Here is a 20,548-nt window from a genome sequence, read left to right as displayed (position 1 = left end):
TTTCAGCGGGTCAGGCGGGGGTCTTCGTAAATACTTTACTAACGAACGGGCCTGCGGAGACGCTGCAAGGCCTCTCAACTGTCGTCCCGGCGAACGCCGGGACCCATACCGCGTGATCCATCGATGACACGCCGGTAGCCGTATCAACGATGACTTCCCAAACCACGAGTCTTTGCCAAACTTTTCCCTGTGGTTATGGATCCCGGCCCCCGTGCGCAATTGCGCACTAGGCCGGGATGACACTTTATGTGTAGCCTGCCCGCCGGCCTCAATTGCTGCTGGTCGCGATGATGCTCTTCACCTGGCTCAGGGTGTAGCTGGCGCCGTCGATGGTGAGCAGCGGCGGCGACTGGGTCAGGTCGACCGACGACACCACGCCCTGCACCTGCGCGGCGATGCCAACATTGTTGCCCGCCACGTCCTTGCCCGTCGCCGAGATCGTGTACTTGCCGTCCGGCCATTGCGTGCCGTCATTGCCCATGCCGCTCCAGGTGAAGGGGATGTCGGGGCCGGCGGCGGCGGTATATTTGCCGGTGAAGACGGTCTGGCCGCTGGCATTGGCGACGGTGATGTCGACGGTCGAGTCGGTGGGAATGTTGAGATGCCAGGTCGCCGACGAGTTGGTCATGGTCGCGGTCGAGCCGTCGACCAGGGCGGTCTTGCCGACGAAGCCCAGCGCCTGGGTCGCCTGCGTGGTCTGCTGGAGGGCGACGAGCTGGGCCAGCGAATCGTTGGTCTTGAGCTGCTGCTCGACGCCGGCGAACTGCACCAGCTGCTGGGTGAACTGGTTGGTGTCGAGCGGATCCAGCGGGTTCTGGTTCTGCAGCTGCGTCGTGAGCAGCGTCAGGAAGGTCTGGAAATTGCCGGCGAGCGTCGATCCCGTGGTTGAGCTCAATGAGTTCGACGACGAGGACTTCGGGATGTCGGTCGTTCCGGAGACGGGCGTCGGGGCGGTGGCGGCATTCGTGGTGGTCATTTGCGAATACTCCTTACACTCTGATGTCGACGCCGCTGCTCGATCCGAGCATACGGCCGTAGCCGCGCCCGACGGGCGCCGCTGCAACGCTTTCGTCCTCACTGATGATCAGCCGGCGGGCATTGCCGCCATTGTCGTTGTTCTGACCGGAGTGCTGGCCCGACGAATTCTGGTCGCGCAGGCTGAACGACAGCCCGTTGTTTCCGGTCTTGAAGCCGGCATCGTCGAGCGCGCGCTGCAATTGCGGCGCGTCCTGACGCAGCATCTGCAGCGTCTCCGGCTTCTCCACGGTGAGATGCGAAGTGACCTGGCCGTTGCGGTCGATATTGATGCGGACGTCGATCTTGCCGAGCTCGGCCGGATCGAGGCTGATGTCGAAGCGGGACTTGCCGGAACGGATCGCGGCCGCGATCTCGATCGGGATGCCGCTGATCGGAATAGTCGGGTTGGTGGCCGCGGTCGCGGTCAGCGTCGCTGTCGATGCCGTCGCGGCCGAGGTGGTGTTGGTCAACGGCGCCTGCACGGCGGAGGCGGCCTGTGCGCTGGTGTCCGTCGGGGCGACGATTGCCTGCGTTCCCGCATGGCCGTGCGTGGCCGGGGCGCCCGCCGCCACATCGGCGGTGCGCTCGGTGGCGACGGCCTTGGCGTCAGCCGCTGCGCCGTCGGCTTGCGGCTTGGCGGCCTGAGGATGCGCGGCGGCGTTGAGGGTCGCTGCACCCGAGGTTTGCGTTCCGGTCGCGTCCGCCTTGCCGGCGTCCTGGCCGATATTGGAGATGTCGGTCTGGGCCTGCGCCGTGGCCGCGGCCTTGAACGAGGTCTTGGGCGTGCCCTCGCTGGCGACGGCGATCAGGCCGCCATTGGCGTTCGCGTCGGTCGCGGCCGCAGCGTTCGTGCCGGTCGCGGTTTCGCCGAGCGTCGTCGTGGTGTCGGCAGCGATCTCGGCGCCCGCGGCCTTGGCGCTCTTGTCGCCGGCCGTGGCGGTGTCGGTCTTGGCACCGGCGATCTGCGCTGCGGTGGAGGCGCTGGCGGCAAGACCGGCGGCGGCGATGGTCAATGGCGAGGCGGTGCTGGCGGCGGCCTGGTTTGCGGCCGCATTCGGATCGGCCGGTACGACCGGCGCGGCAACGATGACGCCGGGATCGGGGACGGCGGTCTGGCTGGGATCGGCCGGCACGGCGGCAGCCGCATCGACGGCGGCGGTCGCGGCGTCGGTGCCGTCGGTCTTCTCAGTCTTGTCGGTCTTGGTCTCGTCGGATTTGTCAGTCGATTTGGTGTCGGAGGCCTCGACCTTGTCCTTGTCTTTGTCCTTGGTCTTGCCGGTGTCCTTGGCCGGATCGGCCGTGGTGTCGCTCGCCGTGTCGTCGTCGGTCCTGGCGGGCGCCGACGTGTCGTCGCTCGCCCGGCTCTGCGCGGGCTCATCCCTGGACGAGGTGTCGCGCGCTCTGTCCTGGGAGGACGCGGAGGCGGACTCGCTCCGGCGCGGCGCGGTGTCCTGCGCTTGCGCATTGTTGTCGATCGCCTGGGTGTTGCTGTCGACCAGCGAACCGAAGGAGTCGGCCGCGGAGCTCTCTTTCGGCGCCTGCGAGCGGGCCGGCTTTTGCTGCGTGCTCTGGACCTGCACGCTAGCCACGATATCTGACGTCCGACCGACCACAGGCGACCCCTTGGAAACGACTTCGGCAGGAAGGGGAGCAAGGAGCGGGCCAGCCTCGCGCGCGGATAATTTAACTAGAAAAATCAATGTCTTGCAGAATCGTCGCGGCCCGCCGCGGAGCCTTGCGACCCCGCCATTTCTGCCTCCCCGGCAAGAATTGCCCTAAGCGGGCCGCCCCGTGATTGCTTCACCGGAATGCCGCCTATATTAAAGAGACCACTCTCAGTCGCTTTCGACAGGGCCTCGCGCCTCCCGGGGGAACCAGGGTTCCCGGGATCGCCGATGTCCCGCCAGAAGCACGCAAATCGCGGATGCGCCGCACGCCGCCGTCAGAACTTTTAAGGCCAATGCTCAACAGTCTGGATCTCGAAGGCCGTCCTGAGGACACCAGGGTCGTCGTCGCCATGTCGGGCGGTGTCGATTCCTCGACGACGGCTGCGCTGCTCAAGGCTGAAGGCTACGACGTCGTCGGCATCACGCTTCAGCTCTACGACCACGGCGCGGCGACCCACCGCAAGGGCGCCTGCTGCGCCGGCCAGGACATCCACGACGCCCGCGACGTCGCGGCCAAGCTCGGCATTCCCCATTACGTGCTCGACTACGAGGACCGCTTCCGCGAGTCCGTCATCGACAATTTCGCCGACAGCTACGCGCTCGGCGAGACGCCGGTGCCCTGCATCGAGTGCAACCGCAGCGTCAAATTCCGCGATCTGCTCAAGACCGCGCGTGAGCTCGGCGCGCACGCGCTCGCCACCGGCCATTACGTCGCCTCGCGCCGTCTCGACAATGGCTCGCGCGCGCTCGTTTGCGCGGCCGACGCCGACCGCGACCAGAGCTATTTCCTGTTCGCGACCACGCGCGAGCAGCTCGACTTCCTGCGCTTTCCGCTCGGCGACATGACCAAGCCGCAGACGCGCGAGCTGGCGCGCCGCTTTGGCCTCGCGGTCGCCGACAAGCACGACAGCCAGGACATCTGCTTCGTGCCGACGGGGCGCTACACCGACATCATCACGCGGCTGCGGCCGAACGCGATGGACCCCGGCGAGATCGTCGATCTCGACGGGCGCGTGCTCGGCCAGCACAATGGCATCGCCAATTTCACCGTCGGCCAGCGCCGCGGACTCGGCATCGCCTCGGGCTCGCCGCTGTTCGTGGTGCGCCTCGATGCCGCCGCGCGCCGCGTCATGGTTGGCCCGCGCGATGCGCTGAAGATGCACCGCATCGTGCTGCGCGACGTCAACTGGATCGGTGACGGCAATATCGACAGCGCCATCGGCTCCGGCCTCGAGATGTTCGTGCGCGTGCGCTCGACCCGCAGCCCGCAGCCGGCCTGGTTGCGCGGCGGCAATGGCCAATACGAGGTCGAGCTCGTCGCCGGCGAGGAAGGCGTCTCGCCCGGGCAAGCCTGCGTGTTCTACGACGCGCCTTCGGGGCAGGCCCGCGTGCTCGGCGGCGGTTTCATCCAGAGCGCCGCCGCGAAGGTCGCGAGCAACGCGGCGCGGCCGCTCGCGGAAGCGGTGCGCGGCTAACGCTCGACGAGCTTTGGTCAACTGCAGCGATGGAAAAGGTGCGCCCCTCTCCCGCTTGCGGGAGAGGCACGGACCGCGCGAGGGGCTGGATTTGATCTCACCAACGGCTTTTAATCTCCAGAGTTTTTGTTAGGGCAGGGGGCATGGCAGCAGACATCTCGCGGGCCGGGGTCGAGAAGGCCTATGGCCGCTGGGCGCCGGTCTATGATCTCGTGTTCGGCAAGGTGTTCGACGCCGGCCGGCAATCGACCATCGCGGAGGCCGACCGCATCGGCGGCCGCATTCTCGACGTCGGCGTCGGCACGGGCCTTTCCCTCTCCGACTACGCGCGCACCACGAAAATCTGCGGCGTCGACATTTCCGAGCCGATGCTGCGCAAGGCGCAGGCGCGGGTGCGGGCGCTGCGGCTGTCCAATGTCGAGGTGCTCTCGGTGATGGACGCCAAGAACCTCGCTTTCCCCGACAACGCCTTCGACGCGGTGGTCGCGCAATATGTCATCACCGCGGTGCCCGATCCCGAAGGCACGCTCGACGAGTTCGTGCGCGTGCTCAAGCCCGGCGGCGAGCTGATCCTCGTCAACCACATCGGCGCGGAAAAGGGTCTTCGCAAGCTCTCCGAGCTCGCCTTCGCGCCGATCGCCCGCCGTCTCGGCTGGCGCCCGGAATTCCCGTGGGCCCGCCTCGAGGGCTGGGCCGCCAGACACGGCGGCATCACCCTCACCGAGCGGCGGCCCATGCCGCCGATGGGGCATTTTTCGCTGATCCGCTACCGCAAATCGTGATCATGCGGGCAGGGAACGGGGCGCGCGAGATGCGCGTTTGCCTGCCATGCGCACGACATCGAACATCATCCTGGCCAGCCTCCTGATCGCCGCCTCCGGCAGTGCGATCGCGCAGGCCCCACCCGCCCCGGCGACGCCGCCGCAACAGACCGCGCCGCCATCCCCGCAACATGCGGCCAATTGCGCGCCGCAGGATCGCCCGAACCGCTCGACCGACGGCACCACCATCGGCCAGTCCCGGGAACCGCTCGGCGACAGATTGGCCAAGTCCGACGGCGTGCTCTGCCCGCCCTCGGGCGTCGACCCCGACATGCACGCCCCCGCGCCCGACACAGGCGGCAACACTCCCGTGATTCCGCCCCCCGGCAGCCCCGGCGGCGATCCGAACGTGCGGCCGAAATAGCTGTTTTTCGCGCCGGCTCCCCTTCGCCTCTCCCCGCCGGGGCGAGGCCGGAATCCGCGCTGAGCGCGGATTCCGGGTGAGGGGACTCTCCACGAGTCCTGAGCCGCCAAAAATCGCAAATTCCGGTAAGAAATCGGGCCCAAGCGGACCTGTCGCGCCGAAGCTTTAGCGAAGGCGGATTGACTTACCCCCGTCCCCTTCCTTATATGCCGCGCGTTCGCGAGATCGGCCGTAACAGCCGTTCGCGACCCTGTGGCGGGGTAGCTCAGCTGGTTAGAGCACGGGAATCATAATCCTGGGGTCGGGGGTTCGAGTCCCTCTCCCGCTACCATATTTCAGCCCTTTTATCAGTGAGTTAAGCGGGCCGAAGACCGCAGCCGAAGACCGCAGCCGAAACCCGCCGTCGCAAAACGGTAGCGTCGCAGCCTCGTTCTCTCCGGCAAACAAATCCTTGATGACGAGCAACAAGCGCGAGCGAGTGGAAATCGGCTTTTTATTCGACCCCTTCCCACTTCAAGTATTCGCCGGATCCTTGGTCGCCAGACCGAGCCAGGAACAACGGGCGCCGTTGCCAGGTCGGTGACTTCGCGATTTGCTGAAATATTCAGTTCGACTTGTTGTGGACAGCAGCAGCTGACTCTTAATCAGCGGGCCCCAGGTTAGTTTGGTGTAGTTGCTCAGCACCAATATCTAGCTACCTGCGCAGTTGTGCCCTGAAGCGGAACCACAAATGACCGATCAGTGATAGGACTATGGCGGCCACAATTATCGGGAGCCAAATCGACGTGGTTATGATGAACAAGGACAAGATGACCACACGTCCAAAGACCGATTCGCTGACCGGATTCTTAAGGCGAGCGAAATAGGCGTAGATAACAAAAATGGTGGCCGGCACCATCCACGCGGCGACAAGCACCAGTAACAGGTCAACAAGTTGGCCGGCATAATGGTGCATGAGCGCACCTCCTGACAGGGTCGGCGCGAGTTGCTATCACCGCCGCGAGAGATGCGGTGATGGTCGACGCTAATTAGTCTTTGTTCGCGTTGATGGGCATCTGCACGCTCGGCATCGCTGTCACGGCCGGTGCCCAAACTCATGCGAACCCACAGCCTTCGAAGCTGGGGCCTCTCAACGCGCACTCGTTGAGATGGCTCGGGCAAGGGCTCGTCCAATGCAATCATAACCATCGGCGGTGTTGTGCAATCCGTCCCACGTTACAAGCGCGCTTTGCGCAACTCCGGCACTGACCGAGTTTCGCATCAGCGCAAAACGAGAGAACAGCCCGACCCGTTCCTGTTTTGCGACATCGATAATGATGTCCTCCATCGTCGAATAGCCAACTGAAGCGAGCACCTGTGGCGCATATTGCAGATCCATCAACACGACATCGGCAGACCCCGCCTTAAGTGCCCTTACCCCTTCAAGCACGCTTCTTTTGAGCCCTTGGTCCGGCCGGCCACCCCAGGCGACGTCATTAGTACCTAATTGCCAGATAACGAGATCAGGCGTGTGCGCGAAAACGTCACGCTCGAACCGTGCAACGTTGTTCGGAATCGTATCGCCGACTCGGCCGCTGTTGATGACCTCGATCGTCGCGTTCGATCTAAGTCTCGATAGCTCTCGGCGCATGACCTCCGGATATGTGCCCGCGGACCTAAGCATCCAGAGTCCTACTGTCGACGATGATCCGATCGCTACAATCCTTAACGGCTCACCGGATTTCAAACGTGACGCTGTGCGGGGCAATTGTGCGCCCAGCGAGGTGTTCAAATTTGCTGACAGGCATTTCTCGGCAGATGATAATCCATCCTGCGCTTGAGAGGACTCACTGGCAGACAATCCGATAAGCAAGGCGGCGCCGATTGACGCCATTATTCCAGCGGCTCGGGTGCGGCGGGCAAAGGTCAAAAACATATTCCCCCAATAACTGGCCGATCTCTCTTGACAACCGTTCGCGTCAAGGTTTCGCTGTACTTGAATTACAGGTCAATTGACGCGTGGGCAGTGAGTAACACGATGAATCCGCGGGTAGTCGCGGGTGAGACCATGACCGGACAGCCTGTAGCGAAGCGGGTGGTATTTCATATCGGCGGCTATGATCCAATCACGTTGCATGCCAGCGTGCAACGACGCTTCGTGCGCGAAATTGCCAGGTTCCAACGTACCTGGTCAGTGAAAGCGACCGTCGACAGTTCGCATGATACCGCCGACCAGATGCAATGGAACGTGACGACAATCGGCCCCGATTGGCTCGTCGAAACCGACTACCGTCTGGTCCGATGGCACGATGTAATTGAGGTGTTCGGGGAGCGAGGCATCGGCTCACGCATTTCCGTCGGCATTCTTGCGTTTCTGGATTTCGTATTGGCCGGCACTCTTTGGCGTTACTTGCAGACCAATTGGCGATACGCACTTTTCTTTCTCTATCCATTCGTTACGTTCGGATTGCTCGTCGCGGCCGCCTTTTTGATTGGTGTGGCTGCATACAAGATCACCGGATCAATTCCCATTGCAGCCGGTGGCGGCCTCTTCGGGCTCGCAGCCGCGTTGGCGGGTCCGTGGCGCTGGCTGCACCTGGGCGACTTGTTCGACGACTGGATTTTTTCTTGCGAGTACATTCGATTCGGTAATTCGGAGATAGAGCAAAGGCTGGACAGGTTGGCCGCCGAACTCGTGGTTGCGGCAAGCAATTCTGCCGCAGACGAAATTTTGGTCGTAGGGCACAGCCTTGGCGCCGTACTGGCGGTTGATCTACTTGATCGCGCCTTGAAGCTGGACCCTGAGCTCGGTCGGAAAAAGATTCCCGTTACATTCTTGAGCGTTGGATCATCCATACTCAAGATCGGCCTGCACCCGAAGGCAGTACGCTTTCGCAGGACGGTGGAACGCGTCGCCAATTCCCGCGCGATCTTCTGGGGCGACTACCAGGCCCTCACCGACGTGTTGAATTTTTACAAATGCCGGCCAATGGCCGAAATGGGCTTGTCGACAGAGAACGAGGCGACCGTCAGGGTTGTGAAGATTAGTCGAATGCTTAACGACGACATGTATCAACGCATCCGCTTCAATTTCTTCCGCGTGCACTGCCAGTTCGTCAGTGGAAATGACAGGCGAACATCGTACGACTACTTCATGCTCACATGCGGACCTATTTCAGCCAAATCCCAGACGCTCGCCCCGGATGGCGCTGTGTCGATGATCGCCGACGACGGAGGCCTTATTGCGGGCGCGCCAGTGTCGGAAAGCGAACTGCTGGGAAGTCCGGGCGCGGCGGCCTGATTCAAATGACGCCCACCATTTCAAAAGTCATCTTCGTTGTGATGGTGATCGGCTGGTATCTCATACGCTATAAGTACGCGCGGCGTTCCCGCCGTGCGAGGGTTGTGTGGAGCGCTCGCGGCCCCCTGGAAACTGCGCTCCTGCTCATATCTCTTTCGGGGCTTGGACTTGTGCCGCTCTTTTACGTGGCGACAGGAATGCCTCGTTTCGCAGCTCACGGCTTTTATCCCTGGTTGGCTTGGCTGGGGTCTTTCTTCGCGATTGCGGCTTTGGGCGTGTTTCACCTGACACATCGTGCACTCGGCCGGAATTGGTCGATAAGTCTCGACGTGCGGGAGAACCATGAGCTCGTGACGGAAGGGATTTACCGGAGAGTTCGACACCCCATGTATTCGGCATTTTGGCTGTGGGCTATCGCCCAGGCATTGCTGCTGCCGAATTGGATTGCCGGTTTCGCGGGCCTGGCCGGCTTCGGGGTTTTGTTCTTTGGTCGCGTCGCAAGGGAAGAGCGAATGATGTTGCAGACGTTTGGCGACAGCTATCGCGAGTATATGGCGCGGACCGGTCGGGTCTTCCCGCGGGTACTCTGAAGTAGGTCCGGCGCGCTTCGATCTATGGGCCGCGAAGACCGACATGGAACCCGACGCCTCAATTTGCGTGCCATTTCCGCAACATACGGTAGAAAAAGCTGTCGGAAGCGCGGCCTCCCCGGTCTATTCGTTGGTGTCGGGGCGAGTGTCGGGTTATTTCTATGGGTGTCAGGTGAATCCAATCGATCCCGAACAATGGTGAGACCCTATGTTGAAATTCGTTGTACTTGGAATCGCTTCTTTGGCCTTCGTGGGAACCGCAGTTGCCGCCGACATGCCTCGGCCTCAGCCGGTTGCCGCCGCCGCGCCGGTTGGCAAAGCTCCGATCGGCAAATATCCCGTGGGTAAGAGCCCGGTGGGCAAGTATCCGGTTGCCGCCCCGGCTCCGTTGGTGACCAAGGGTTGATCTGACTTTATTCGTACGCCAGCGGCGTTCGTTTGGGGTAGCAGACTACCTGTGGCATCGGATCTTGGATCCAAGGGGATTCGAAGATGGCGGGAGTGATTCGGAAATATCCGGGTCTAGGGCTCCTTGCAAAGGCCGCCATGCTGGCGGCCTTTGTAGGCTTGGGGGCCGGAATCAGTAGCGCGCAACCACTCGTGGCGCGTACCGACCAGCAGCAACGGGACGCTCTCCCCAGTTCGGCGACGAAGCATGCGGCGAGCATGGCTGCTGCTACGCCGGCGGTATCCGATGTAAGGCCAGCTCGAAGAGCTGCCGCCACGGGTCCCTACTACGTTGATTTTCGTGCTCGCACGGCGGCAACGTATGGTCATGCATTCGTCTGGTACGGAAAGACGGGCGAAAAGCAGGTCGAGGTCGCTGGTCTGGCTCCGGCCGGCGACGAGGTGCCCTATATCCTGGGACACATCATGTTTGTCCCTTCTGAGACGGGTGCGACCTACGGTGATCTTGACGAGCAATATCTGACGGCCAGCTATCGCGTCTATTTGTCTGAGGCAGACGCCAAGAAGGTCTTTGCTTATATCAAGCGCCAGCAGGAGACTTCGCCGGTCTGGAATGCAGCAACGACTAACTGCACTGCTTTCATCGGCCGCATAGCGACGTTTATGGGCCTCAACGCTCCGTTTCATCTGCTAAAGCCCGAGGAATACGTCAACAAACTCAGAGAGCTGAACGGCGGACGAAAAACGGTTCAGCTTGAACCCGGTCGTAGCTAGCACCTTCGGATAGAGTTCATTCTGTTTTCCTTGCGGGGAGAATAGGTGCATGCCTCCTCTTAGTCATGCCTACGCTCTTGTTGGACACTGTTCCGAGGGCGAAGTTCTGCTTGGCGCAGTTGAGGAAGGTTCGCAAGCGCTCGCACCTTGAGACGAAGATCGCCGGACAGATGGTGCTGCGTCGAGGCCGAGCATCGACATCGATCGATCAATGCGCATCGCGTACACGGCGGGATAGTAGGCGTTCTCCGCGCCGAATCGAGATCTGTACCATCAGCACGCTTGTCTCCGCCTATGTTGATCCGCGATCATGATCGCAGTGTAGCCGACCTTTGTGGCGGTCACGGCGCGAAAGCTGCGTGTTATCAAGTCGACAAGCGATCTTTCGGCCTTGTGGAAATGGAAGAGCTGAGTTCACGTCGCTCGTATTCGAGCGCGATGGATCAGACGCTTGTTTTGAGCTAAGCCGTCTGAGCCGCCTGGTACGGCGCGGGCGGCCGCTCTCTTGCAGCATACTCAGTGCCTGCAAGCTATCGCGCCGGTATTCGGGGGACGCGGATGCGGGTCCATATGATTGTTGCCGGCCTTATCCTAGCGATCATCGGGAAGGCCAGTGCCACGGTTGTCGATAAGGGAACCGACGCGCAAAAGTCTTGCGAGCTGCTTGTCAAGAACTCGCTTCGCAACCAGGACGAAGCTCGGTCCGCAGGCGCATGTGAGGGAATGATCGAGACTGCGATGCTCTTTTCACCAAATCTGCCCGCTGACGTGCGCGCATGCCCCCCCGCGCAAGGCAGCCCTCTGCAAAGTGCGAAGGTTTTTCTGCAGTATCTTGATAACAATCCGGATCGAGTGAATGAACCGGGGATCACCGTCGCTATTGAATCATTCAGGGATGCTTGGCCCTGCCGTGGAGACGATGCCGGAGCCGGACCGAAAAAGCGTGCCCCAAAAAAATCCAAATAGAACGCGTATCTGCAGATACTGTTGCTTGCCTTACCGTCCGCGATGTTCGCGTCCGGCCTGATTGATTCGTAATGCACGACCGCCGAGGTGGGCGAACTGAACCGCAGTGCTCACCTCCACGACCAGCACTCAAACGCCTTATCGACGAGCGAAGCGAACCATTGAGCCCCGATATACAGCGGGGCATTGTGCCATCAACACCGGGGCTGGAACAGCATGACAATCGCATGCCGCGTCCTGATGATCTATCCGAAGTTCGTTCCGAATTCGTTTTGGAACTATGCTGAGGCCTGCGAACTCGTCGGCGCGAAGTATCCAACGGCGCCACTCGGCCTGATCACCGTCGCCGCTATGTTGCCGAAGCATTGGGACATCCGGCTCGTCAACCGCAATACCGAGGCGTTGACAGATGCGGATCTCGATTGGGCCGATCTTGTGATGATCGGCGGCATGCTCAACCAGCAGCCGGATGCCATCTACCTGATTGATCTCGCTCACCTGCGCGGCAAACCAGTATGTGTTGGTGGGCCGGACGTCTCCTCCAGCCCGCATCGTTACGCGGACGCGGACTTTCAGGTGATCGGCGAGGCCGAGCATGTCATCGAGCAGTTCATCGCCGCCTGGGAAAGCGGCGAACGCAAGGGCGTGTTCATCGCCGAGAAATTCAAGATTGATGTCACGCTGAGCCCGATGCCTCGCTACGATCTGCTTAAATTTGATCACTATCTATACATCGGGGTGCAGTATTCGCGTGGCTGTCCGTTCACCTGCGAGTTCTGCGATATTATCGAGCTGTATGGTCGCGTGCCGCGTACCAAGACCAACGATCAGATTCTCGCCGAGCTGCAGGCGCTCTACGATCACGGTTATCGCGGGCATGTCGATTTCGTTGACGACAATTTCATCGGCAACAAGAAGAACCTCCGCACCTTGATGCCGCGGCTCAAAGCCTGGCTGGAAGAGCACGCCTATCCATTTGAGTTCTCAACCGAAGCCTCGATCAACATCGCGGACGACAGCGAGCTGTTGCAGGCAATGAAGGATGCGAACTTCTTCGCAATCTTCGTCGGCATCGAGAGCCCGGATCCCGAGACGCTCGTGCAGATGAAGAAGAAACAGAACACCAAGCGCAACATCGCCGAGTGCATTCACAAGATTTACGGCTACGGCATGTTCGTCACCGCTGGCTTCATCGTCGGGTTCGACAATGAAAAGGCCTCGATAGGACAGGCGATGGCCAACCTCATCGAGGAGGCGGGCATTCCAGTCTCCATTGTTGGACTTCTTTATGCGCTGCCTGGCACGCAGCTCACACGGCGGTTGGCCTCGGAAGGCCGCTTGCACAGCGACCATGACCTTATGAACGTCGAGCAGGGGGGCGATCAGTGCACGCTCGGTTGCAATTTCGATACCAAGCGTCCAATTCGTGACATCCTTTCCGATTACAAGGCCGTGCTCGAACACGTCTACAGTCCGGCGGCATATGCGGGGCGGCTGTCACGTCTCGCAGCCATGCTCGACCGATCCGACCGGCGCCGGGATCTGCCCGATGGTGATGTGCGCAAGAGGCTTGGCGGCATCGACAGCCTGCACAAGATCATGCGGGCTCTGCCGGAAGTTCGTGAGCCGTTCTGGAAGACGTTTGTCGAAGTCGCCAAGACCAATCCAGGCGCGCTGCGTTACATCGTGATGCTGATGGCGTTGTACATGCACCTCGGGCCGTTCTCGGAACGCGTGATCGGCGAGATTGACCGCCGCATTGCCGAGTTGGACGATGTACCTCCCCTAAGGGCTACCGCAGTCAGTCAAGTGTAACCTCAAGCGACTGTGTAGCCACAGCCACTGATCGGGAAATTCGCAGAAAGAGCCCTCGATGACCGAGTGACCGCGTATGCGCAGGAAGGTCCTTACGCCCTCGCTTCAGTCCAGTTTCCAGAGCGAGATCGCGGCCCTGGATCTGGGGCATTTGTCTTTGAAGTTGGCCGACAAGCGGTGATCTTTCACAAGGCAGGATAGAAGCGAATTGCGTAGCTCTCCGCACAAATACAGCTAAAGCTAAAGGCGAAGATCCACTGAGCCAAGGTCTATTCAAAGGTCCAGCAAGTGTCGGGCCTTTCGTTCATTGCAGCGCCGCGGAGAGAGATAATTGAATTTGTCTTGCGGCTCAGGCGTCATGACACCCGCCGCTCAATGTTGTTGGGCTTTCCAGTCGCGCTTGATCTTTTTGGCCAGCGACCATTTATGGACTTCGGTTGGACCATCATAGATGCGGAAGGCGCGGATCTCGCGGAAAGCCTGCTCGACGATCGTTTCGGTCGAAACGCCGGTACCGCCCATAACCTGAACGCATCGATCGGAAACGCGCATCAAGGCTTCTGACACGGCCACCTTCGCCATGGAACTCTCGGTCGTCCCGAGCGAGCCGGTGTCGAGCACAGCCGCGCACCAGTCGATCATCAGTTCAGATTGTTTGAGGTCAATGAGATTCTCCGCCAGCATGAAACCGACGCCTTCATGATCGACCAGCGGTTTTCCGAACGCGTGGCGGCGGCAGGCGTAGTCCGTGGCGATCTCGTTGGCGCGGATTGCCAGACCCAGCCAACGCATACAATGCGACAAACGTGCGGGGCTGAGGCGGATCTGCGCATATTTGAAGCCATCCCCGGACGCACCAAGCATTTGGTCGGCGGATACGCGAAGATTCTCTATCTCGATCTCGGCATGTCCGCCGGGCATCGAACTATCGATCGTATCCAGCACGCGCATGGTGCGGATCGCGGGATTTGGGAGATCGACGAGAAACATGCATGCGCCATCGGTCGACTTTGCCATGACGATGCCGACCTGGGCGCCCTCAGCTCCGGTAATGAACTTCTTCCGCCCGTTGATGACCCAGTGATTGCCATCCAGTCCGCACGTGGTCTGCATCATCGACGGGTCCGATCCCGCACCGCCCGCATCAGCGGGCTCGGTCATAAAGAACGCCGAGCGCGCTTTGCCCGACACCAACGGATCCAGGAAGCGCGCCTTCTGCTCAGCGCTGCCCACCTTACCGAGCAGGTACATGTTGCCCTCATCGGGCGCCATGGTGTTGCACGCAAGCGGTCCAAGCGGCGAGAGTCCAGTTTTGATCAGCGCCTTCGCCGTCTCGACTTGCGAGAGATGTGATCCATCCGGCAGAATGTGGGGCGTCAGGACGCCGGCCTCGCGTGCCTTTGCACGCAGTTCCTGCACCAGTTCATCACTTGGGCCATGAGGGCCAGTTCGCGGATCTTTTTCGTAAGGGATCACATCCGCGCGGATGAAGGCCTCGATCTTCGCGGCAAGGATCTCGACTCGGTCAGTCATTGGTACGGATACTCCGGTCGACTTCCGCTGGGGCGGAATGTTGGGGGCGGGCTTTCAGTCATCCGTGCTCTATCACAGTGCGCTAAAAGCGACTGCCGCTATCAAATACGGTGACTGGACTTGATCATATAGACAAGAGGATCTGACAAGAGCAACAGACGGCAATGGTAGCGACATCGCGCGTTCTCCTCAACCACGCGTTCGTACCGGCTCGCTCTTGATGAGAATGCCGGCTGCATCACGGTCGAAGGTGTCCGGCGTGACTCCGTCTCTGCGCAGCAAATACTTTTCTACCTTGTTGGTCGGCGTCTTCGGCAAGTCTCCTAGGACGCGGACGTAGCGGGGAACCATGAAATGCGCCATTCGCGGCTTGAGAAAATGGATGAGCTCCGCTGGATCGAGCGCCTGTCCCTCGGCAAGGGAGACGGCGACGAGGACATCATCTTCGCCATGTTCGCTCGGGACGGATACGACCGCGGCCTCCCGGATCGCTGGGTGTGCGGCCACTTCGAGCTCGACCTCGAACGAGGAAATGTTCTCGCCGCGCCGGCGGATGGCGTCCTTGAACCGGTCGACGAAGAAGTAGTTGCCGTCGCGATCGACACGGAAGGCATCACCGGTGTGAAACCAGCCATTTCGCCAGGCGAGCGCGGTCGCCTCGGGGGCCTTGTTGTAACCGTGGTTCATGGCCCAGGGCGCGTCGGATCGAATGATCAATTCGCCGATTTCGCCCGGCGCAACCTCGCAGTCATGGGCATCGACGAGGCGCACTTCGATGCCGGCCCGCGGCTTGCCGCAGGCAGCAGCGACGGTCGGATTCGGCTCGGCTGCCAGCGGGCAGGAGACCTCCGACATGTTGAAGAGCGTGTGGGTCGTGATGCCGTAGCGCTTGCCGAAGGCGATACCTTCCTCGCTGAGCGGAATGACCGTGACGTTCTTGAGCGGGCTGCCCTTCTCCTCGCCGCTGTCGGTCCGCTTCATCAGGAAGCTTGCCATGACGCCGAGCAGGATCACCATCGTGGTGTTGGTATTCGCGACCGTGGACCAGAATGTAGTGGTGTCGAAGCGATCGACCATGGCGATCGAGCCGCCATTGATCAGCATGGCGTAGCTCGGCGCGGTGCCGCCGACGTGGAAGAGGGGGAGGTTCACCATGAAGGTGTCGCTGGCGTCGAGATAGGGAATGCCGTCCCTGTCCGCCGAGATGCCCCGTCCCATTGCATAGAGATGCGCATAGGACGACAGCACGCCCTTCGAAGGGCCGGTCGTGCCGGACGTATAGATGATCGACTGAGTGTCCCACGGTGCGATTGGGCGCTCGGTCACTGGGGCATCCGCGGATACCGAGTCGAGCGCGCTCGCCGGCAGAACCTCGATCCCCTCGACCGGCACAGGCTCGCCCCCGACAATGACGATCTTGCGCAACTCGCGCCTGTCGATGTCGCCGAGCCGCGGCAGCAGGCTGGCGTGGACGATCGCGACCGCCGCTCCCGCGTTGGTGACGACATGCTGGAGTATGCCACCGCGATAGGCGGTATTGATCGGCACGTAGACGGCGCCGATCATGTTGATGCCGAACCAGGCGCGCAGGCAATCAGGACCATTCGGCAGCCAGACGAGGACGGTGTCTCCCTGCTTCACGCCCAGCGCTTGCAGCGCGTTGCCGGTCCGTCGCGCCAGATGCAGGAGATCGCGATATTTCAGCTGGCTGCCGTCGTCGAAGGTCGCATAGACCTGATCCGGCGTCTCGCGTCCCCAGCGTTCGAGCAGGTACCGGAGGACGCAATCCTCGGCGGCGGGAACCTTGTGGCTCGTCATTGAAACCTCCCTGCTTATTCTTGTCGTGGCCCAGTACCCATGGCGTGCTGGGTGATCCGAATCTCAGTCCGGCTCGATGGCGCGCAGCCCCCGCGCGATGCGCGACAGCGTTTCGAAGCAACCGGTGATTTCCGCGGCCGATACGCCGTTGGTCCCTTGCCGGAAGAATTCCAGCGAGCGTTCGTGCAAATCTCGCCAGGCCTCGATACCGGCGGGTGTCAGGCTCACCATCCGCTTGCGGCGATCGTCCTCGGCCTCGACGCGCTCCACGAGGCCCTTCTTTTCCAGGCCCTTCAGCACGGCGTCGAGATTCTGGCGGCTCACGCCGAGATAGGTGTAGAGTTCCGAGAACAGCATGCCGTTGGGATCGCGGTATAGCGCGCCCAGCGTTGCACCAGTTACGGCCGAGAAATTCAGAACACGCACCGCCTGGGTCTCGTAGATGTTGGCGGCTTGAAACAGCCTGAAGAAGAGCTTGTTGTTGAGGTGGTCACGCGCGGAATTGCCGGCCGGCTGCTCTCGGCTGGTCTTTGTCCCGGTCCTGGTTGCCGACGGCATTCGCGCATTCCCCCTGAGATGTGTAATGATATTGACATAATATTTGGTTGTCCATAGCCTTCGGCCCCAGGTGTAGCCCCGGAGCCGGGAAGGATCGACATGCCATTTCGTAAGATGCTCATCGCGAATCGCGGAGAAATCGCGCTGCGCATCGCGCGCGCGGCGTTTGAGCTCGATATCCCGGTCGTCACCGTGTTTCCTGCTGATGATGCTGGTTCCGCCCATGCGCGGGCGGGCAGCGAGACGCGGGAATTGCCCGGCGTGGGGGCCGCAGCCTATCTCGATATCGCGGCGATGGTCGAGGCGGCGCGGCAGACCGGTTGCGATGCGGTGCATCCCGGGTACGGATTTCTGTCGGAGAACCCGGACTTCGCGCGCGCCGTAGCGGCCGCCGGCATGACCTTCATTGGTCCGGCCGCGGAGACGCTCGAACTGTTCGGAAACAAGGCGGAGGCGCGTCGGCATGCGCGCAAGGCCGACGTGCCCGTGCTCGAGGGATCGGCCGGACCGGTTTCGGAAGCCGAAGCGGCGGCCTTCCTCGACAAGCTCGGCAGCGGAGGCGCGATCATGATCAAGGCGGTCGCCGGGGGCGGGGGCCGTGGCATGCGCGTGGTATCGTCGCCTGCCGACCTTCCCGCCGCCTGGGAGCGTTGCCGCTCCGAGGCGCAGGCGGCATTTGGCGCCGATGCACTCTATGTCGAGCGCTATTTGCCGAACGCGCGCCATATCGAAGTGCAGATCGTCGGCGACGGGCACAGCGTCGTCCACCTCGGCGAGCGCGACTGCACCATTCAGCGGCGTCACCAGAAAGTGGTCGAGATGGCGCCGTGCCGGAGCCTCGCGCCCAAAGTCCGTGAGGCGATCTGCGACGCCTCGGTGCGCATGGCCGGCAGCGCGGCGTATCGGGGCTTGGGGACCTTCGAGTTCCTGATGCCTGCGGAGGGCGGCAGTTTCGTCTTCATCGAGGCCAATCCGCGCCTCCAGGTGGAGCACACGGTGACCGAGGAGATCTACGGGATCGACCTCGTCAAGACGCAGATCCGGGTCGCCTCTGGCCTGCGGCTGCGCGACATAGGTCTCGGCAGCGCGCCTGTTGCGCGCGGCGGCGCGATCCAGTTCCGCGTCAACATGGAGAGGATGACGGCCGATGGCGGCGCGCGGCCGACCGGCGGCGTCGTGACCGGCTTTACCTTGCCGAGCGGCCCGGGAATCCGCGTCGATACCTTCGGATATGTCGGCTATCGCACCAGCCCCCGCTATGATTCCCTTCTCGCGAAGGTCATTGCCTATTCGCCGGAGGGCATGGACGACGCCATCCGGCGCGGCCGGCGGGCGCTGGAGGATTTTCGGATCGACGGCGTCGAGACCAACATTTCCGTGCTGAGGGCCCTCGCTGCAAACCAGGATTTTCTGGCCGACCGCGTCTCGACGAGATTCCTGGAGCAGCACCTCGAAAGCATTCTTGCGGGCGCCGCCAGCTTTGCAAGACGGGACGAGCAGCCGGCTAGGCGGGCGAGGGATGTCCGCGACGTCGATCCGCTCAGCGTCTTCGATGCGAAGGTCGCCATTGCGACATTGCAACCGGCTGCGGCGCGCGGACCGCAGTTAGCGCATGTTCCCGAGGGGCTTGTCGCTGTGCCGGCGCCGCTGCAGGGCACGATCGCCGCCTGCAATGTGGCGCGGGGTGACCGGGTGCGCGCGGGACAGCAGGTGTTCGCGATCGAGTCCATGAAGATGGAGCATGTCATCGTGGCGCCGGCCGCGGGCGTGGTCGAAGACATTCTCGCCGCGCCCGGTGACACGATTTTCGAGGGCGAGGCATTGCTGCACATCGCCCCCTCGGACGACGGCGCTGCCGGCGTCGAGACGGCCGAGGCGATCGATCTCGATCACATTCGCGGTGATCTCGCCGAAGCGCTCGCGCGACGCGCGGAGCGGCTCGACGAGGGACGGCCGGATGCTGTCGCACGCCGCCGCAAGACCAACCAGCGCACCGCGCGCGAGAACATCGCCGACCTCTGCGATCCCGACTCGTTCATCGAATATGGCGGCTTCGCGCTCGCCGCGCAGCGCCAGCGTCGCTCGCTGGAGGAGCTGCGCCGCTTGAGTCCTGCCGACGGCTTGATCACCGGCGTCGGCGCTGTCAATGGCGAGCTTTTCGGTGACGAGCAGTCGCGCTGCGCGGTCATGGCCTACGACTACACGGTGTTCGCGGGCACGCAGGGCGTCGTCAATCACAAGAAGAAGGATCGTCTGCTGACGCTCGCTGACAGATGGTCGCTCCCCGTCGTGTTATTTGCGGAAGGTGGCGGCGGCCGGCCCGGCGACGAATGGCCGACGCCCGCGGGACTCGAGACCACGACGTTCACGAAGCTCGGTGGTATCAACGGCAAGGTGCCACTGGTGGGCGTGGTTTCGGGGCGGTGTTTCGCGGGCAACGCCGCGCTGCTCGGCAGCTGCGACGTCATCATCGCCGACCGCACCTCGAATATCGGCATGGGTGGCCCGGCGATGATCGAGGGGGGCGGTCTCGGTGTGTTTCGCCCCGAGGACATCGGCCCCGTCGACGTCCAGGCGTCGAACGGCGTGATCGACGTGCTGGTCGAGGACGAGGCGGAGGGCGTTGCCGCTGCCAAAAAGTATCTCGGCTATTTCCAGGGGCGGACCGGTGACTGGTCATGCGCTGACCAGCGCCTGTTGCGCCACGCCGTGCCGGAGAACCGGCTGCGCGCCTACGACGTCCGGCCGATCATCGAGACGCTCGCGGATGCAGACTCCGTGCTCGAGCTGCGCCCATCCTTCGGGCGCGGCATGATCACGGCGCTCGCCCGCATCGAGGGCAACCCGGTTGGCCTGATCGCAAACGATTCACGTCACTTGGGCGGTGCGATCGATGCCGACGGCGGTGACAAGGCGGCGCGCTTCATTCAGCTCTGCGACGGGTTTGGCATTCCCATCGTGTCGCTCTGCGACACGCCAGGCATGATGGTGGGGCCGGAGGTCGAGAAGAGCGCCCAGGTGCGGCACGTCTCGCGCGTCTTCGTGGCAGCATCGCGGGCAACGGTGCCGTATTTCACCGTCGTGCTGCGCAAGGCCTACGGGCTCGGGGCGCTGGCGATGGCCGGCGGATCGAGCCAGATGTCGTTCTTCATGGTGGCATGGCCCAGCGCCGAGTTCGGCGCCATGGGGCTCGAAGGCGCGGTGAAGCTCGCCTATCGGAAGGAGCTCGCTGCGATCGAGGATCCGGCCGCAAGAAAAGCCTGGTTCGACCAGATGGTCGCCAAGTCCTACGAGGACAACAAGGCGCTCAGCGGCGCGACCTTCCTCGAGGTCGACGACGTCATCGACCCCTGCGCGACCCGGCGCTGGATAGTGCGCGGGCTCAAGGCGTCGATGCAGCCGGGCCGTTTCAGCGAGAGACGAACGACGCGCATCGATCTGTGGTGAACACGGGCGAGCAAG

At 62.3% G+C, this 20,548-nt stretch carries 17 protein-coding genes and 1 tRNA gene; 11 read left to right on the top strand and 7 right to left on the bottom strand.

Annotated features, from left to right (window positions below; all coding sequences use genetic code 11):
* Positions 1 to 268 precede the first annotated feature (268 nt).
* Positions 269 to 976 (bottom strand): flagellar hook assembly protein FlgD, encoded by a 708-nt coding sequence (locus HAP40_RS32475; protein WP_166813592.1) that lies wholly within the window; start codon positions 974 to 976, stop codon positions 269 to 271.
* A 13-nt stretch (positions 977 to 989) separates the two neighbouring features.
* A complete protein-coding gene (locus HAP40_RS32470; protein ID WP_166813594.1) occupies positions 990 to 2,630 on the bottom strand; it encodes a flagellar hook-length control protein FliK in 1,641 nt (546 codons plus the stop codon).
* A gap of 347 nt (positions 2,631 to 2,977) precedes the next feature.
* Between HAP40_RS32470 and mnmA the strand changes: the two genes are divergently transcribed.
* From mnmA to HAP40_RS32450, 4 genes are all read left to right on the top strand, one after another.
* On the top strand, positions 2,978 to 4,159 hold the full coding sequence (gene mnmA / locus HAP40_RS32465) for a tRNA 2-thiouridine(34) synthase MnmA (RefSeq protein ID WP_166813596.1): 1,182 nt from the start codon (positions 2,978 to 2,980) through the stop codon (positions 4,157 to 4,159).
* 143 nt (positions 4,160 to 4,302) lie between these two features.
* The gene (locus tag HAP40_RS32460) at positions 4,303 to 4,941 is read left to right on the top strand and encodes a class I SAM-dependent methyltransferase (protein ID WP_166813598.1); all 639 of its coding nucleotides are present in this window, start codon (positions 4,303 to 4,305) and stop codon (positions 4,939 to 4,941) included.
* A gap of 46 nt (positions 4,942 to 4,987) precedes the next feature.
* The gene (locus HAP40_RS32455) at positions 4,988 to 5,344 is read left to right on the top strand and encodes a hypothetical protein (protein WP_166813600.1); all 357 of its coding nucleotides are present in this window, start codon (positions 4,988 to 4,990) and stop codon (positions 5,342 to 5,344) included.
* Positions 5,345 to 5,598: 254 nt separating this feature from the next.
* A tRNA-Met gene (locus tag HAP40_RS32450) sits at positions 5,599 to 5,675 on the top strand.
* Positions 5,676 to 6,038: 363 nt separating this feature from the next.
* Here the strand turns inward: HAP40_RS32450 and HAP40_RS32445 are convergent.
* Both HAP40_RS32445 and HAP40_RS32440 read right to left on the bottom strand, forming a co-directional pair.
* Positions 6,039 to 6,299, bottom strand: a complete 261-nt coding sequence (locus tag HAP40_RS32445) for a hypothetical protein (RefSeq protein WP_166813602.1) — start codon at positions 6,297 to 6,299, stop codon at positions 6,039 to 6,041.
* Between the two features lie 174 nt (positions 6,300 to 6,473).
* Positions 6,474 to 7,253: an SGNH/GDSL hydrolase family protein gene (locus tag HAP40_RS32440; RefSeq protein WP_246741230.1), complete on the bottom strand. Its 780-nt coding sequence runs from the start codon at positions 7,251 to 7,253 to the stop codon at positions 6,474 to 6,476.
* Positions 7,254 to 7,391: 138 nt separating this feature from the next.
* On the opposite strand from HAP40_RS32440, the gene HAP40_RS32435 reads away from it, so the two are divergent.
* The 6 genes from HAP40_RS32435 to HAP40_RS32415 all read left to right on the top strand — a co-directional run bounded on the left by HAP40_RS32435 (position 7,392) and on the right by HAP40_RS32415 (position 13,177).
* On the top strand, positions 7,392 to 8,624 hold the full coding sequence (locus HAP40_RS32435) for a hypothetical protein (RefSeq protein WP_166813604.1): 1,233 nt from the start codon (positions 7,392 to 7,394) through the stop codon (positions 8,622 to 8,624).
* 5 nt (positions 8,625 to 8,629) lie between these two features.
* Positions 8,630 to 9,214 (top strand): protein-S-isoprenylcysteine O-methyltransferase, encoded by a 585-nt coding sequence (locus HAP40_RS32430; protein ID WP_166813606.1) that lies wholly within the window; start codon positions 8,630 to 8,632, stop codon positions 9,212 to 9,214.
* A gap of 208 nt (positions 9,215 to 9,422) precedes the next feature.
* Positions 9,423 to 9,620: a hypothetical protein gene (locus HAP40_RS37425; RefSeq protein ID WP_166813608.1), complete on the top strand. Its 198-nt coding sequence runs from the start codon at positions 9,423 to 9,425 to the stop codon at positions 9,618 to 9,620.
* Positions 9,621 to 9,706: 86 nt separating this feature from the next.
* Positions 9,707 to 10,396 (top strand): hypothetical protein, encoded by a 690-nt coding sequence (locus HAP40_RS32425; protein WP_166813610.1) that lies wholly within the window; start codon positions 9,707 to 9,709, stop codon positions 10,394 to 10,396.
* 558 nt (positions 10,397 to 10,954) lie between these two features.
* Complete coding sequence (locus HAP40_RS32420) at positions 10,955 to 11,362, top strand: Rap1a/Tai family immunity protein (RefSeq protein WP_166813612.1); 408 nt, start codon at positions 10,955 to 10,957, stop codon at positions 11,360 to 11,362.
* Between the two features lie 216 nt (positions 11,363 to 11,578).
* Positions 11,579 to 13,177: a B12-binding domain-containing radical SAM protein gene (locus HAP40_RS32415; protein WP_166813614.1), complete on the top strand. Its 1,599-nt coding sequence runs from the start codon at positions 11,579 to 11,581 to the stop codon at positions 13,175 to 13,177.
* A gap of 372 nt (positions 13,178 to 13,549) precedes the next feature.
* Here HAP40_RS32415 and HAP40_RS32410 read toward each other — a convergent pair whose 3' ends face one another.
* The 3 genes from HAP40_RS32410 to HAP40_RS32400 all read right to left on the bottom strand — a co-directional run bounded on the left by HAP40_RS32410 (position 13,550) and on the right by HAP40_RS32400 (position 17,086).
* The gene (locus HAP40_RS32410; protein ID WP_166813616.1) at positions 13,550 to 14,710 is read right to left on the bottom strand and encodes an acyl-CoA dehydrogenase family protein; all 1,161 of its coding nucleotides are present in this window, start codon (positions 14,708 to 14,710) and stop codon (positions 13,550 to 13,552) included.
* 189 nt (positions 14,711 to 14,899) lie between these two features.
* Positions 14,900 to 16,528, bottom strand: coding sequence for an AMP-binding protein (locus HAP40_RS32405; protein ID WP_166813618.1), 1,629 nt, complete (start codon positions 16,526 to 16,528; stop codon positions 14,900 to 14,902).
* 63 nt (positions 16,529 to 16,591) lie between these two features.
* Positions 16,592 to 17,086, bottom strand: a complete 495-nt coding sequence (locus tag HAP40_RS32400; protein ID WP_166813620.1) for a MarR family winged helix-turn-helix transcriptional regulator — start codon at positions 17,084 to 17,086, stop codon at positions 16,592 to 16,594.
* Between the two features lie 99 nt (positions 17,087 to 17,185).
* Between HAP40_RS32400 and HAP40_RS32395 the strand changes: the two genes are divergently transcribed.
* The gene (locus HAP40_RS32395) at positions 17,186 to 20,533 is read left to right on the top strand and encodes a carboxyl transferase domain-containing protein (RefSeq protein WP_166813622.1); all 3,348 of its coding nucleotides are present in this window, start codon (positions 17,186 to 17,188) and stop codon (positions 20,531 to 20,533) included.
* Positions 20,534 to 20,548: the final 15 nt, after the last annotated feature.

The sequence above is a fragment of the Bradyrhizobium sp. 1(2017) genome, from assembly GCF_011602485.2.
Classification (GTDB): Bacteria; Pseudomonadota; Alphaproteobacteria; order Rhizobiales; family Xanthobacteraceae; genus Bradyrhizobium.
Note: the sequence above shows the minus strand (reverse complement) of the source record. Positions and strands in the feature narration are given on the sequence as shown.

Bases quoted from the DNA above. Each gene is read 5' to 3' on its own strand.
- HAP40_RS32475 (WP_166813592.1), bottom strand. From the start codon at position 976: ATGACCACCACGAATGCCGCCACCGCCCCGACGCCCGTCTCCGGAACG.
- mnmA (WP_166813596.1), top strand. From the start codon at position 2,978: ATGCTCAACAGTCTGGATCTCGAAGGCCGTCCTGAGGACACCAGGGTC.
- HAP40_RS32460 (WP_166813598.1), top strand. From the start codon at position 4,303: ATGGCAGCAGACATCTCGCGGGCCGGGGTCGAGAAGGCCTATGGCCGC.
- HAP40_RS32455 (WP_166813600.1), top strand. From the start codon at position 4,988: ATGCGCACGACATCGAACATCATCCTGGCCAGCCTCCTGATCGCCGCC.
- HAP40_RS32445 (WP_166813602.1), bottom strand. From the start codon at position 6,299: ATGCACCATTATGCCGGCCAACTTGTTGACCTGTTACTGGTGCTTGTC.
- HAP40_RS32435 (WP_166813604.1), top strand. From the start codon at position 7,392: ATGACCGGACAGCCTGTAGCGAAGCGGGTGGTATTTCATATCGGCGGC.
- HAP40_RS32430 (WP_166813606.1), top strand. From the start codon at position 8,630: ATGACGCCCACCATTTCAAAAGTCATCTTCGTTGTGATGGTGATCGGC.
- HAP40_RS37425 (WP_166813608.1), top strand. From the start codon at position 9,423: ATGTTGAAATTCGTTGTACTTGGAATCGCTTCTTTGGCCTTCGTGGGA.
- HAP40_RS32425 (WP_166813610.1), top strand. From the start codon at position 9,707: ATGGCGGGAGTGATTCGGAAATATCCGGGTCTAGGGCTCCTTGCAAAG.
- HAP40_RS32420 (WP_166813612.1), top strand. From the start codon at position 10,955: ATGCGGGTCCATATGATTGTTGCCGGCCTTATCCTAGCGATCATCGGG.
- HAP40_RS32415 (WP_166813614.1), top strand. From the start codon at position 11,579: ATGACAATCGCATGCCGCGTCCTGATGATCTATCCGAAGTTCGTTCCG.
- HAP40_RS32410 (WP_166813616.1), bottom strand. From the start codon at position 14,710: ATGACTGACCGAGTCGAGATCCTTGCCGCGAAGATCGAGGCCTTCATC.
- HAP40_RS32405 (WP_166813618.1), bottom strand. From the start codon at position 16,528: ATGACGAGCCACAAGGTTCCCGCCGCCGAGGATTGCGTCCTCCGGTAC.
- HAP40_RS32400 (WP_166813620.1), bottom strand. From the start codon at position 17,086: ATGCCGTCGGCAACCAGGACCGGGACAAAGACCAGCCGAGAGCAGCCG.
- HAP40_RS32395 (WP_166813622.1), top strand. From the start codon at position 17,186: ATGCCATTTCGTAAGATGCTCATCGCGAATCGCGGAGAAATCGCGCTG.